The organism is Paraburkholderia phytofirmans (assembly GCF_046028095.1).
In the GTDB taxonomy this organism is placed as follows: Bacteria; Pseudomonadota; Gammaproteobacteria; order Burkholderiales; family Burkholderiaceae; genus Paraburkholderia; species Paraburkholderia phytofirmans_A.
Map to the genome: position 1 here is coordinate 69,234 of NZ_JAQQDJ010000012.1, position 13,808 is coordinate 83,041.

General features: G+C 60.6%; 10 protein-coding genes and 1 pseudogene. 6 read left to right on the plus strand and 5 right to left on the minus strand.

Features of this window, described 5'->3' with window-relative positions; genetic code table 11:
* Window positions 1–12 precede the first annotated feature (12 nt).
* The gene (locus PQR54_RS29020) at window positions 13–2,283 is read right to left on the minus strand and encodes a xanthine dehydrogenase family protein molybdopterin-binding subunit (RefSeq protein WP_408251768.1); all 2,271 of its coding nucleotides are present in this window, start codon (window positions 2,281–2,283) and stop codon (window positions 13–15) included.
* Window positions 2,284–2,660: 377 nt separating this feature from the next.
* Between PQR54_RS29020 and PQR54_RS29025 the strand changes: the two genes are divergently transcribed.
* Both PQR54_RS29025 and PQR54_RS29030 read left to right on the plus strand, forming a co-directional pair.
* Window positions 2,661–2,996 carry a type II toxin-antitoxin system RelE/ParE family toxin gene (locus PQR54_RS29025; protein WP_408251770.1) on the plus strand — a complete coding sequence of 112 codons (336 nt, stop codon included), beginning with the start codon at window positions 2,661–2,663 and terminating at the stop codon, window positions 2,994–2,996.
* Window positions 2,993–3,265, plus strand: a pseudogene (locus PQR54_RS29030) (helix-turn-helix domain-containing protein); the annotation flags it as partial. The gene PQR54_RS29025 and the pseudogene PQR54_RS29030, both read left to right, overlap by 4 nt.
* A gap of 234 nt (window positions 3,266–3,499) precedes the next feature.
* Here PQR54_RS29030 and PQR54_RS29035 read toward each other — a convergent pair.
* From PQR54_RS29035 to xylA, 4 genes are all read right to left on the minus strand, one after another.
* On the minus strand, window positions 3,500–4,699 hold the full coding sequence (locus tag PQR54_RS29035; RefSeq protein ID WP_408251772.1) for a sugar ABC transporter permease: 1,200 nt from the start codon (window positions 4,697–4,699) through the stop codon (window positions 3,500–3,502).
* A complete protein-coding gene (xylG, locus tag PQR54_RS29040) occupies window positions 4,696–6,255 on the minus strand; it encodes a D-xylose ABC transporter ATP-binding protein (protein WP_106313079.1) in 1,560 nt (519 codons plus the stop codon). Before xylG ends, PQR54_RS29035 begins: the two co-directional genes overlap by 4 nt.
* 79 nt (window positions 6,256–6,334) lie before the next feature.
* Window positions 6,335–7,363 carry a D-xylose ABC transporter substrate-binding protein gene (gene xylF / locus PQR54_RS29045; protein ID WP_408251774.1) on the minus strand — a complete coding sequence of 343 codons (1,029 nt, stop codon included), beginning with the start codon at window positions 7,361–7,363 and terminating at the stop codon, window positions 6,335–6,337.
* A gap of 169 nt (window positions 7,364–7,532) precedes the next feature.
* Window positions 7,533–8,855, minus strand: a complete 1,323-nt coding sequence (gene xylA / locus PQR54_RS29050) for a xylose isomerase (RefSeq protein WP_408251776.1) — start codon at window positions 8,853–8,855, stop codon at window positions 7,533–7,535.
* Window positions 8,856–9,126: 271 nt separating this feature from the next.
* Between xylA and PQR54_RS29055 the strand changes: the two genes are divergently transcribed.
* The 4 genes from PQR54_RS29055 to PQR54_RS29070 all read left to right on the plus strand — a co-directional run bounded on the left by PQR54_RS29055 (window position 9,127) and on the right by PQR54_RS29070 (window position 13,787).
* Window positions 9,127–10,344 carry a XylR family transcriptional regulator gene (locus PQR54_RS29055; protein ID WP_116149100.1) on the plus strand — a complete coding sequence of 406 codons (1,218 nt, stop codon included), beginning with the start codon at window positions 9,127–9,129 and terminating at the stop codon, window positions 10,342–10,344.
* A gap of 33 nt (window positions 10,345–10,377) precedes the next feature.
* Window positions 10,378–11,463 (plus strand): aldose epimerase family protein, encoded by a 1,086-nt coding sequence (locus PQR54_RS29060; protein WP_408251779.1) that lies wholly within the window; start codon window positions 10,378–10,380, stop codon window positions 11,461–11,463.
* A 170-nt stretch (window positions 11,464–11,633) separates the two neighbouring features.
* On the plus strand, window positions 11,634–11,936 hold the full coding sequence (locus tag PQR54_RS29065) for a DUF4148 domain-containing protein (protein ID WP_408251781.1): 303 nt from the start codon (window positions 11,634–11,636) through the stop codon (window positions 11,934–11,936).
* 774 nt (window positions 11,937–12,710) lie between these two features.
* Window positions 12,711–13,787 (plus strand): polyamine ABC transporter substrate-binding protein, encoded by a 1,077-nt coding sequence (locus PQR54_RS29070; protein ID WP_408252053.1) that lies wholly within the window; start codon window positions 12,711–12,713, stop codon window positions 13,785–13,787.
* The last annotated feature ends 21 nt before the right edge of the window (window positions 13,788–13,808 follow it).

Sequence of the window (13,808 nt, forward strand, 5' to 3'; positions counted from 1 at the left end):
ATTCGGCGTGCTTCACGCGAGCTTCAACGGCAGCGAGCGCAAGCGCTGGCCGGTCAGCTTGAACACCGCATTGGCCACTGCCGGCGCGACCGGCGGCACACCCGCTTCGCCCACGCCTTGCGGATGAAGCTGGCTCGGCACGATGTCCGTGTCGATCACCGGGCAATCGTCGATTCGCACGACCGGGAAATCCAGAAAGTTTTTCTGCTGCACCTGGCCGTCTACGAGCTTGATCTCGTCCTGCAGCGCGGTGGATAAACCGAAGACGACCGCGCTCTCCATCTGCTGACGAATCAGATTCGGATTCACCGGCACGCCGCAATCGATCACACAGATCACACGATGCACGCGAATCTTCTTGCCCGGCCCGATCGATACCTCCGCGACCTGCGCGACCACGCTGCCGAACGCCTCGTGCAGCGCGACGCCACGCGCGCGCGGCGCGCCGTCGGCGGCATGCGTTAGCGGATGCTCCCAGTCCGACAAAGCCGCCACGCGCTTTAACACCGCCAGATGCCGCGGATGCTGCTCGAGCAGCGCGGCGCGAAACGCAATCGGGTCCTTGCCGGTCGCGACCGCAAGTTCGTCGGTAAAGCCCTCGGTGAAGAAGGCCTGATGCGAGTGACCCACCGAACGCCAGAACCCGACCGGCACCGGCAACTCGACGATCTTGTGCGCGACGCGCGCAGCGGGCCATTCGTAGGGCTGATCGAACGCGCCTTCGCAGGTGGTCTTGTCGATCGGAAGGCGCGGCGCACCGTAGTAGCGCGCGAGCGCTTCCGGCACAATCGCCTGACTCGCCGACGTGGCCTGCCACGCCACGAGTTTGCCGTCATTGTCGAAACCGGCCTTCAGCCGCGACAGGCACGCCGGACGATAGAAGTCGTGGGTGAAATCCTGAGCTCGCGACCAAAGGGTTTGCACCGGATGCCCGCCGCCTTCGCGCGCAATCGCCGCGGCTTGTACAATGAAATCGAGCTCCAGACGCCGGCCGAACGCGCCGCCGAGCAGAAGCGTTTGCACGTCGACTTTGTCCGCGTCGAGGTCCAGCACTTTCGCCACGTGATGCCGCGCGAGTCCGGGCATTTGCGTGGAGACCCAGACCGTGGCCCCGCCGTCTGCCACTTGCACGGTGCAGTTGAGCGGTTCGACCGCGCCGTGCGCGAGATATGGCGCGCGATATTCCGCGGTGAAGGTGCGCGCCGCGCGGGTCAACGCGGCATCGACGTCGCCCAGATGGTAGTAGGCGTGGCCGTCGCTGTCGTCGAGGGCCTGCGCGAGGCGGCGGTCTACGTCCGCGTTGGAGAGCTTCGCTGCCGGGCCGTCATGCCAGGTGACGTCGACGGCGGCGACCGCGTTCATCGCGCGAAACGGGTTGTCGGCGATCACCGCGACGCCGCCCGTTCCACCGCTGTACGGCGCGACGGCGAAGGCCTTGATGAAGCCCGGCATTTTGCCGGCGGCGGTTGCGTCGAACTTTGCCACCGAGCCGCCGAGCGTTGGACACATCTCGACGCTCGCGTAGAGCAGGCCGTCCGGCAGCACGTCGATGCCGAAGCGCGCTGTGCCGTTGATCTTCGACGCCGCTTCGATACGGCGCAGCGGTTTGCCGATCAGCTTGAAGTTGGCGGGGTCTTTCAACGTCACCTTGCGCGGCAGCGCCTGCTGCGCGGCCATCGACGACAATTCGCCGAAGCTCGCCTTATGCCCCGACGGGTGCAGCACCTGACCGCCTTCAGCGCGGCACTCACCGGGCGGCACTTTCCACTGCGCGGCCGCCGCGCCGATCAGCATCGCGCGGGCCGAGGCGCCGGCTTCGCGCATGGGCGTCCATAGATCGTTGATGCTCGATGAACCGCCCGTCATCATCGTGCCGGCTTCGCGCACCAGCTTGCGGGTCATCCAGACGGTGGCGCGTTTGACGGCGCTGTCGTCATCGGGGCGAAACGGCAGGTCGTCGATGATGCTTTGCACGCTGTTGTAGATCTTGTCGATGGGCGAGTCTTCGACGCGCACTTGTGACCAGTCGGCGTCCAGTTCTTCGGCAAGCAGCATCGCGAGGCCGGTGTGGATGCCCTGCCCCATTTCCGCTTTGCACATCATGATCGTCACGCTGTTGTCGGCGGCGATCTTGACCCAACCGTTGAGCGCCACTTGCGTGCCTTGCGCCGGCAGCGGCATGGAGGTGGTCAAGCGCTGTCCCGGCGGCAATACCGACCACCCGACCAGCAACGCGCCGACAGCGCCGGCGCCGCCGAGCAGAAAGGTTCTGCGTTTCAACATGGCATGGTTCGATCAGCTTGCACGATGGCTGGGAGCTGTGAAAGCGCGGGTCGGCGCCTGGCGTTGTTCCTCGGAATAGTAATAAGACGGGGAAGCGGATGTGGGACTTAAATGCAGGTTTTTATGGTTGGAGGGCTTGGGGCGGGGGATGGGGAGGATTGCGGGGATGGGGGGTTGTCGTGGGGTGTTTCATTAAATGGGGTGGAGCGGAACAGAACGGTTTTGTCGGTACGTCCTATACGCGACAGCATCGGCTTTCTGATCTAGCCCAAATGTGTGCTGCGCGAAGCCCGCAAAACGGTGCATTCAGAACAAAAATAGTGACTTCATCAAATTCTGCCGACCACCCTTTCATACAAATTTTTGTATAATCAAAAATGATCGCTGCGAAGCCACTCAAGTTCTGCGGTAGCTCTCTGGACGACTTGCGCGAGTTTCCGCTTTCGGCGCGACGCGATGCCGGCCACCAACTCGATCAAGTCCAGCGCGGTCGCAACCCAGACGACTGGAAACCCATGAATACGATAGGCCCCGGCGCACGGGAAATTCGAATTCGCGACGCAGACGGTACATTTCGGATCATTTACGTCGCGAAGTTCAACGACGCGGTCCATGTGCTGCATTGCTTCCAGAAAAAGACGCAGAAGACCAGCAAAGCGGATCTCGAGCTTTCCACCAGGCGTTACCGCGAATTGAAAGAGGCTAAAGCATGAGCAATCAAACATTTTCGAGCGTCTGGGATGCTATCGAAGACACGCCCGAGCAAGCGGAGAACATGAAGCTTCGCTCGGTGCTAATGATGGCGATCAAAGACCATATCACCCGCACCGAAATGAGTCAGGCGGAAGCAGCCAGGCGCTTCTGCGTCACCCAGCCGCGCGTGTCCGATCTCATGCGCGGGAAGATCAATCTGTTCGCGCTCGACGCGTTGGTCAACATGGCGGTCGCGGCGGATATGCGCATCGAGATGCGCGTGCTGGACGGCCCCTCAAAACGCAGCCCAAGCGCCTCCGGCGATAAATCGGCAGCGCGCAAGAAGCCTGCTGCAGCCGCAAAAAAAACGGCAACTGCAAAGAAGCCGGCCACAAAGGCGCCCACACGGCGCAGCAAGCTCGGCGCCGCCGTTGCCGCGCAGATGCGCTGATAGACAACTCACGCGCCACATCAGTAGAAAACAGATGCGTCGGCTTCGCGCCGCCGCACCTCGCCTTCTACCTCACCGCCGGTTCGACCCCGACACCACATCGATCCACACGGCCAGCACGAGAATGCTGCCCTTCACGATCATCTGCCAATAAGCGTCGACGTCGAGCATCGACATGCCGTTATCCAGGCTCGCCATCACCAGCGCGCCGATCAGCGCGCCATAGACCGTGCCGGAACCGCCGCGCATCGACGTCCCGCCGATAAAGCACGCGGCAATCGCATCGAGTTCGCCCATCGATCCCGCCGAAGGCGAACCCGCCGCCAGCCGCGCCGTATTGACGATGCCGCCAAACGCGCACATCAGTCCCATCAGCGCGAAGATCGCCAGCTTCACGCGGTTGGTGTTGACGCCCGAGAGCCGCGTCGCTTCGAGGTTCGAGCCGACCGCATAGATACGCCGCCCGAACACGGTCTGCGTGGCGATCCACGTGAAGATACCCAGCAACGCAAGCAGCAACAGAACCGGCACCGGAATACCGCCGTAACGATCGAGCGTGGCGACGAAGCCCGCGAGAATCACACCCGCGCCGACCACTTTCACGACGTCCTGCCAGAACGGCACCACGCGTAACTGATAACGCTCGCGATTGCGCCGCTGCCGTATCGTCAGGAACGCCAGCAGCAGAAACAGCACCACAGCGAGCGTATCGCCCGCGAGCCGCGGCAAATACCCTTGCCCGACGAACACGAAGCTGTCCGACACGGGCGCAATCGTCGAGCCGCCTGTCACGCCGAGCAGAATGCCGCGATACGCGAGCATGCCGCCGAGCCCGACGATAAACGAAGGCACGCGCCGGTAAGTCGACCACCATCCGTTGAACATGCCGACCAGCACGCCGAGCAGCATCACCACCGGCAACGTGACGCCGATCGGCCAGTGACGGTTGACGTCGAGTATCGCCGCCACGCCGCCGAGCAAGCCGAGCAGCGATCCGACCGACAGATCGATCTCGCCGGCGATGATCACGAACACCATGCCACACGCGAGCATGCCGGTAATCGACATTTGGCGCAGCAGGTTCGACAGATTGCGCGGTGTCACGAACGCGCCGTGCGTCAGCGCTGAAAAGAAAATCCAGATCGCGGCCACGGCGATCAGCAGCGCGAGAATCTTGTAGCGCGCGAACAATTGCTGAATGCGCTGCGGACCGCCGAATGCGCCTCGCGGCGCGGCTTCGTCGGCGCGTTGGGAAGTAACGTCGGGCGTCATGCGGCACTCGCTGCGGTTGGGTTCGGGGATCGCTGCACGGGACGGATCGCGGCGCTGAGAATGTCCTCCTGCGTGAGGCCGTCGTTGACGAAATCGCCTCGCAACTCGCCTTCGCCGATCACCAGCACGCGATCGCTGATGCCGAGCACTTCGGGTAATTCGGAGGACACCATCACGATCGACATGCCGCGCTGCGCGAGTTGAAAGATCAGCTTGTAGATTTCGTATTTCGCGCCGACGTCGACGCCGCGCGTGGGCTCATCGAGAATCAGCACTTTCGGATTGGTCAGCAACATGCGCGTCAGCACGGCCTTTTGCTGATTGCCGCCCGATAGACTCGCAATCGACAACATGGGATGCGCGGCGCGCACCGAAAGCCGCTTCATCTCCGTATTAATCGTATCGAGTTCGGCTGCGGAATCGATTCGCCCGCCCGACGCAAAGCGCTGCAACACCGCCAGCGTGATGTTGTGGCCGACGCTCAGCCCCGGCACGATGCCGTGGCGTTTGCGATCTTCCGGCACCATGCCGATGCCCGCGCGAATCGCATCGACGGGTGCGCGAATCTTGAGCGGCTTGCCGTCCATCACCACGGTTGCCTCACTCACGCCGGGATACGCGCCGAAGATCGCCTGCATCAACTCCGTGCGCCCCGCGCCGACGAGACCTGCCACGCCGAGAATCTCGCCATGCCGCAGCGCGAACGACACATCGTTCACACGCTTGCGACGCGGATTGGTTACATCGAAGCAAGTGACGTGGCGGGCTTCGAAGATCACGTCGCCGATCGGATGCGGCTCGCGTGGAAACAGGTTCTTGATTTCGCGCCCCACCATCAACGAAATGATGCGGTCGGTGGTGAGCGCACGCATGGGCTCGGTCGCCACGTGACGGCCGTCGCGAATCACGCTGATCGTGTCGCAGACGGCCGCCACTTCATCCAGCTTGTGCGAGATGTACACGCAGGCCACGCCGCGCCGCTTTAGATCGCGCACGATGTCGAGCAGAATGCGGATCTCGGAAGAAGTCAGCGAAGAAGATGGTTCATCGAGGATCAGCAGCTTGGCTCGCTTGTTCAGCGCCTTCGCAATCTCGATCAATTGCTGATGTCCGCCGCCATAGTTCATCACCGGCTGCGCAGCATTGATTCCGCTAATGCCGAGTTCGCGCAGCAATTCGTCGGCGCGCTGGTACATCGCGGCGTAATTCATGCGGCCGCCGGGCAGCGTGATTTCATTTCCGAGAAAGATGTTCTCCGCCACCGACAACTCCGGCACCAGCATCAACTCCTGGTGAATGATGATGATGCCGGCGCGTTCGGTGTCGCGCACGCTGGCGGCTTTCAGCGGCTCGCCTTCCCAGATGATTTCGCCGTCCCACGTGCCCCACGGATAGACGCCGGAGAGCACTTTCATCAGAGTCGATTTGCCCGCGCCGTTCTCGCCGCACAGGCCCACGCACTCGCCGGGCGCAACCGTGAGGTCGATGCCGTCGAGCGCCTTCACGCCGGAAAACGCCTTGACGATGCCGCGCATCGTCATGAGAGCTTGCGTCATTCGCTATGCCTCGCTGCAAGGCGCGCGACGGCGCCGATGCGCATGACACGCATCGACATCCGCCGCGCACACGTTACGCTCATTGGCTCGCGAGCTGGGCCTGGCTATAGAAGCCGTCCTTGACGACTACATCGACATTGCTCTTGGTGAGCAACGTGGGTTGCAGGAGCACGGTGTCGACTTTCTTCTTGCCGTTGTCGTATTGCGAGTTAAAGGCGGGTTTTTGGCCCTTTGCAAGCGCCACGGAGAGCTTGGCCGCTTCGCCGGCAATCAGCTTTAACGGCTTGTAGACGGTCATGGTCTGCGTGCCGGCAATCACACGCTTCACGGCCGCGAGGTCCGCGTCCTGGCCCGACACCGGCACCTTGCCCGCCATGTGCTGCGCGGCGAGCGCCTGGATCGCACCACCCGCGGTGCCGTCGTTCGATGCGACGATCGCGTCGATCTTGTTGTTATTCGCCGTCAGCGCATCTTCGACAATGCGCAGCGCCGTGGACGCGCTCCATTCCGGCACCCACTGCTGACCGACTACTTTGATGTCGCCCTTGTCGATGGCGGGCTTCAATATCTTGAGCTGACCCTCGCGCAGCATCTTGGCGTTGTTGTCGGTCGGCGCGCCGCCGAGCAGGAAGTAGTTACCCTTCGGCTGCGCGTTGTAGACGCCTTGCGCCTGCAATTCGCCGACCTTTTCGTTATCGAACGAGATATAGGCGTCGACATCGGCATCGAGAATCAGGCGATCATATGAAACGACCTTGATGCCCGCTTTCTTCGCTTCGGCGACTACGTTGCCGAGCGTCTTCGAATTGAACGGCACGATCACGATGACATCGACGCCGCGCGAGATCAGGTTTTCGATCTGCGAAATCTGGCGCTCTTCGCTCGCGTCCGCAGATTGCACCGACACTTTCGCGCCGAGTTTTTCCGCTGCGGCGACGAAATAGTCACGATCGCGCGACCAGCGTTCGACGCGCAGATCGTCGATACAGAAACCAATTTCCGGGTGGTCCTTGCTTGCATGCGCGAGCGGCGCGGCAAGCGACAGGCTGGCGAGCACGGCTCCACACACGAGCGAACTCAATACGTTACGACGCGTTGCGAATTTCATCTCTGTCTCCTTCTTCTGATAGCCGGAATACCGGATTGGACGGTTTGCGCTGCGAGCCGCAAGACCGGACAAGCGACAACCCAAAGCTTCTATTCACGCGGTCGACGTGGCCGCACGATTTTTTATTTAGTGTTGCAACTTCTTGATGCACTGCTTCCTGAAACGCTGATCAACGTCCGCTGTAAATCGCCTGATTCACGATGTTTTCCATCAACTCCTGATGGCCGCTTGCGTGCTGCGGGTTCAGACCGCGCGCCATTGCGTCCTCAGCCAGCGTGGAGAGCGAATAATCGCCGGAAGAAATCTTGCGGCCAAACTCCGCATCCCAGCCCGCGTAACGTTGACGTTTGAATTGATCGAGACGGTCGTTTTCGATCAGCACCGCCGCGCGCTCGACGGCGAGCGCGAGGTTATCGATCGCACCGATGTGGCCGTAGAACAGATCTTCCGGATCGACGCTTTGGCGCCGTACTTTCGAATCGAAATTCATGCCGCCGGTTGTGAAGCCGCCGTGTTTGAGAATTTCGTAGAAGGCGAGCGTGAGTTCTTCCACACTATTTGGGAATTGATCCGTATCCCAGCCGTTTTGCGGATCGCCGCGATTCGCATCGACGCTGCCGAAAATTCCGAGCGCGTAGGCCGTGGCGATCTCGTGATGAAACGAGTGCCCCGCGAGCGTCGCATGATTGGCCTCGATGTTCACGCGAATCTCTTTGTCGAGCCCGTGTTGCAGCAAAAATCCATGCACGGTCGCGACGTCGTAATCGTATTGATGCTTGGTCGGCTCCTGCGGTTTGGGTTCGATCAGCAGCGAGCCTTTGAAGCCGATCTTGTGCGCATGGTCGACGACCATATGCAGAAAACGGGCGAGTTGATCGCGTTCACGCACGAGGTCGGTATTGAGCAAGGTGTCGTAACCTTCGCGGCCGCCCCACAACACATAGTTGTCGCCGCCGAGCCGTTGCGTCGCATCGAGCGCATGGCGCACCTGCGTTGCCGCATACGCGAACACCTCCGGGTCGGGGCTGGTCGCGGCGCCGGCCGCATAACGGGGATGCGAAAACAGATTCGCCGTGCCCCACAGCAGCTTGATACCCGTGCTCTCCTGCTTGCGCGCCAGATAGTCGGTGATGCGCAAGAAGTTTTCGCTGTACTCCTTCAGGCTCGACCCTTCGGGCGAGACGTCGGTATCGTGGAACGTGTAGTACGGCGTGCCTAGCTTCGAGAAGAACTCGAATGCGGAATCGGCCTTTTGCTGCGCACGTTCCATTGCGTCACCGGCTTGCTGCCATGGACGCCGAAACGTGCCTTGCCCGAAAATATCCACGCCCGGCCAGACAAACGTATGCCAGTAGCACACGGCAATGCGCAGATGTTCTTCGAGCGTCTTTCCGAGTACCTTTTTGCTTTTATCGTAGTGACGGTACGCAAGCGGGTTATCCGATCGAGGGCCTTCATAGCGGATCTCGGGAATGTGTTCGAAGTAAGACATCAGCGTCTCCAGTTTATGGTGCACCGCAACCCGTGCGACGTCGCCGCGCCGGTTGACAAGGTGACGCCATGCTGCCGCTTGCACGATGCATCGGCAATTGCGAAATTGCGCAGCGTGCTTGATGTTTCTTACCGCCCTCGATTTTGTTTCGCACCGGCACGCGATTCGGGGCCTAGAATAACCAGACGCTTAAAACCGGTGCCGTTCAAATTAAGCATCTAACAGGAGACGAAGGTGTGACGGGTCATTGGCCCGCGCGCCGCTCACCGCCATGACCCGTCCGCAAACACCACAGACGACCCATCGGATCGCGCTGCTGTTCAACGCGAACAAGGTCTACGACCGCGAGATCATTACCGGTATCGGCAACTACCTGCTGTCCACGCGCGTGGCGTGGGATCTGTTCCTCGAAGAAGATTTTCGCTGCCGGCTAACGGGCATCGAGCGCTTCGACGGCGACGGCATCATCGCGGATTTCGACGATCCCGCCGTGGGCGAAGCTCTGCGCGATTGTCCGTTGCCAGTGGTCGCCGTAGGTTCGTCGTTCGAAGATCCGGCGCACTATCCTCCGGATTTACCCTATATCGCCACCGACAACAGCAAGCTCGTCTCGCTCGCCTACACACATCTGATCGGCGCGGGACTCGAGCACTTCGCGCTTTACAGCTTGCCGCAGGCCCAGGAGAACCGCTGGGCGCAACAGCGCGAACTCGCGTTCGCTCATCTGCGCAGTGCGGATGGACATAGCGCGGAGCAGATCGATGGCGAGATGTATCGCGGACTCTCCACCAGCGCGCCGTCATGGAACCAGGCGACCGAGCAGCTCACCGCGTGGCTGCGGGATTTGCCGAAGCCGGTCGGCATTATCGCCGTGACCGATGCGCGTGCGCGGCATCTGCTTCAGGCGTGTTTGATCGCCGGCATTCCTGTACCCGAAGAAGTCGCGATCATCGGCATCGACAATGATCCGTTGACGCGCACGTTGACCCGCATTCCGCTTTCTTCGGTGATTCAGGGCACTGAGGAAATGGGCCGCACCGCGGCTCACCTCTTGCATCAGATGCTGCGTGGTGCGCGCTTTCCCGGGCGGCGCATTCTCGTTCCGCCGGTCGGTATCAACGTGCTCGAATCGACGAAGCACGAACCGCTGGCGAGTCCGTATGTCATGCGGGCGCGACACTTCATTCGACAGTACGCGTGCCAGGGCATTCGCACCGAACAGGTTGCCGACTATGTGGGCGTGTCGCGTTCTTCGCTTGAAGAGTACTTTCGGCGCGAACGGCAGTGCACCGTGCATCAGGAAATCTTGCGGCATAAACTCGATGTCGCGAAGGCACTGCTGGCAAAGCGCGATGCGTCGAGCGCCGAAGTGGCGATCCGTTGCGGCTTTACGTCGCTGCAATACATGTACGCGGTGTTTCGCCGTGAACTCGGCTGTACGCCGCGCGAATACCAGGAGCAGGCGAATTCCACGTCCGCGCCGGGCTGAGCATGCCTATTCTCTTTTCTTTTCACTGACGACATGATCAGCATCGCACAACTTTCTTCCGAGCCGTGGGGCACATTGCGCGGCGGCGATTCCGTTCGACTCTTCACGCTGCGCAATGCGCACGGTATGAAAGTCGCCATCAGCGATCTCGGCGCGACGCTGGTCTCGTGGCATGCGCCAGATCGCGCCGGCGTGCTCGGCGATATCCTGCTCGGCCACGACACGCCCGCTGAATATGTGGCGGCCACCACTTACATGGGCGGACTGATAGGTCGCTGGGCGAACCGCATTGCCGATGCGCGCTTTACGCTCGATGGCATCGAGTACACGCTCGATCGCAATGAAGGCGCGAATCTGCTGCATGGTGGTACTGTAGGTTTTCATCGCGCGCTTTGGGACGTGAGCGAGGACAACGGCGCGTTGCTGATGCGGCTGGAGTCACCCGAAGGCGACGCCGGTTTTCCGGGCAACGTAACCACGCAAGTGCGCTACTCGCTCGACGACGACGGCACGCTGACCATCGCCTACGAAGCAATCACCGACGCCGCGACGCCGCTCAATCTGACGAGTCATCCGTACTTCAATCTCACAGGCCGGCCGGGGGCCGACATTCGCGGCCACGTGTTGTCGATCGATGCCGACCGCTTCTTTGAAGTCGATGCCGCGATGATTCCATGCAAGCTCGCGGAAGTGGCGGGCAATGCCTTCGATTTCCGACAGAGCGCACCGATCGGCGCGCGGCTCGACTGGCCGCACGCGCAGTTGGCGACAGCCGGCGGCTTCGATCACTGCTACGTGCTGCACGATGCACGCGACGCCGGCAAAAACGGCGCCACTCCGCCGATGCGCCAGGTTGCCTGCGCTTACGATCCCGGCAGCGGACGCGAATTGACCGTCTCGACCGATCAACGCGGCTTACAGTTTTATAGCGGCAACTGGCTAAAGGGCGACACAGGACGCGGCGGCGTTGCGTATCAAGCGCATGCCGGTTTGTGTCTCGAAGCGGGCGGTTTTCCGAACCAGGTCAATATGGCTGAGCAGGACGAGGTGATCGTGCGAGCCGGCAGCACGTATCGGCAAGTGACTGCGTATCGGGTCGGTGTAAGGCAAGGCGTGTGACGCCATTATTCATATATTACGAACGACATTACATCACGCCGACTTACTGTTTGTGGCAACACTGAATTACCGTATCAGGGGTTTCCCCTAGACCACGCCCTTCCTAGAATCCGTGCATGGTGCCGAAGATTGCTGCGGCGCCCAATAAAATATTCTCGGAGGGAAGCATCATGAAATCGCTTATCAAAGCCGTGGCGCTAGTGGTGGCGTTTGCAGCACCGGTGGCATCGTTCGCACAATCGGAGCAACCCGTCACGCGCGCCGAGGTCAAGGCGCAATTGAAGCAGATCGAACAGGCCGGCTATAACCCCGCGGTCGCAACCGACTCCACCTACCCCGCTGACATTCAAGCAGCCGAAGCTCGCGTCGCCGCACAGAACAGTGGAGCGACGGGATATGGTCCTTCCACCACTGGCTCGTCCGAAACCGGCTCTGGCGTTCCTGCTGGCAATCCGAATCTGCAAGGTCAATAGTACGTAATCTGTTTCAGGCAATTCGATGCGAGCGCATGGTTCAGGCATGCGCTCGTGTTTGTGCGTCGAATGCGTGACCATGACAGCGCAATGTCAGAAAGTCCTTTGACGAAAATAATGGCTCAGCTATCCTAAGGCGGCAGTTCGATGGTTCTCCGCGTGCATTCATGTGCATCGCGAGAACTTCTACTCAACGTCGCTTCGGGTTCAATCGTGAAAGTCCGTGGTCCATTGGTGAGATACCAGCGCGGTCGGGAAAGAACGATCCTGTTCGGCTGTCCGATCGCTCATCAGGGGAGCAACTGCGCTTCGCCGTCCCGTCCCCTGTCTATCGATACCGTCTTGTCGCGTCGCTCCGTGCGTCGGCATAACGTCATTGCCGCGCCTTCAGCCATTCCTGTGCGTACCGACGAAATCGCGTCGCTTCTGCCTTAGCCCCCTTCTCTTTTCGCGAGTCTGTGTTGCATGCGGGAGACCGTTCGTTTAGCGGTCGCACGCGTGACATGTATTTGCCTGTTCGTGCTTCGCAAGTTCGCTTGCTAGCGCGCGACGGCTTATAGCGCTCGCTTATCCGCATTCGTTTTAGCTCTGCTGTGCGCTTGCGCTGCGGCAGGCGGCGTCACGTCTCTTTCGTCTTTCGGCTTTCTTGTGGAACGCGCGGACTGGGAGCGATGGTATGCGCGCGTCTGTGCTGCGGCGAAAACTGAAGATCGATATCAAGGAGATTGCAGAATGAAGACTCGTCACGCCACACTTCTCTCGCTCGCCGGCACGATGCTGTGCTCGCTGACCGCTTTGACCGCGATGAATGCTGCGCGCGCCGCGGATACATCGCTGAATGTCTACAACTGGTCCGACTACATCGCAAAGGACACGATTGCCAACTTCGAGAAGCAATCCGGCGTCACCGTGAAATACGACAGTTACGACAGCGACGATACGTTGCAGGCCAAATTGCTCGCAGGCAGTTCGGGCTATGACATCGTGGTGCCGACGTCGAGCTATATGGCGCGGCAGATCGAAGCCGGCGTGTATCAGAAGATCGACAAGTCGAAGATGCCGAACCTCGCCAATCTCGATCCCGGTTTGATGAAGCTGATTGCCGATGCCGATCCCGGCAATCAATACGGCGTGCCTTGGGCGTGGGGCACCGATGGAATCGGCTACAACGTGCAGGCGGTGAAGAAAGCGCTCGGTGGTGAAGCGCCTGTGGATAGCTGGTCGCTGTTGTTCGACCCGGCGAATCTGTCGAAGGTGAAGAGCTGCGGTGTGTCCTTTCTCGATTCGGCCGCGGATGTTTTCCCCGCTGTGCTTCAGTACATGCATAAGGATCCGAACAGTACTAATCCTGGCGACTACCAGGCGGCGTATGAAGTGCTGAAGAAGGTTCGGCCGTATATCACGCAGTTCAATTCGTCCGGCTATATCAACGATCTGGCGAACAACGATATCTGCGTGGCGTTCGGTTTTTCCGGCGATGTGGGGATTGCACGGCGACGTGCTTCTGAGGCCAAGCGCTCGTACGAGGTTCGGTTTTCGAATATCAAGGACGCTGGTTTGGTTTGGATGGATGTGATGGTGATTCCGAAGGACGCGCCGCATCCGGAAGCGGCGATGAAGTGGATGAACTACATCGAAGATCCGAAAGTGAGTGCGGAAATTACGAATGAGGTTTTTTATCCGACTGCGAATCGGACGGCGCGGCAGTTTGTGACCCCGGCTATCGAGCAGGATGCGAATGTTTATCCGCCTGAGGCCGTGCTGAACAAGATGACGTTGATGCGGCCGCAGCCGGCGCCGATCATGCGGTTGGAGAATCGGCTTTGGGCGCAGTTGAAGTCGGGGAGTTGAGGGTTTGTAGCTGGCGGTTGG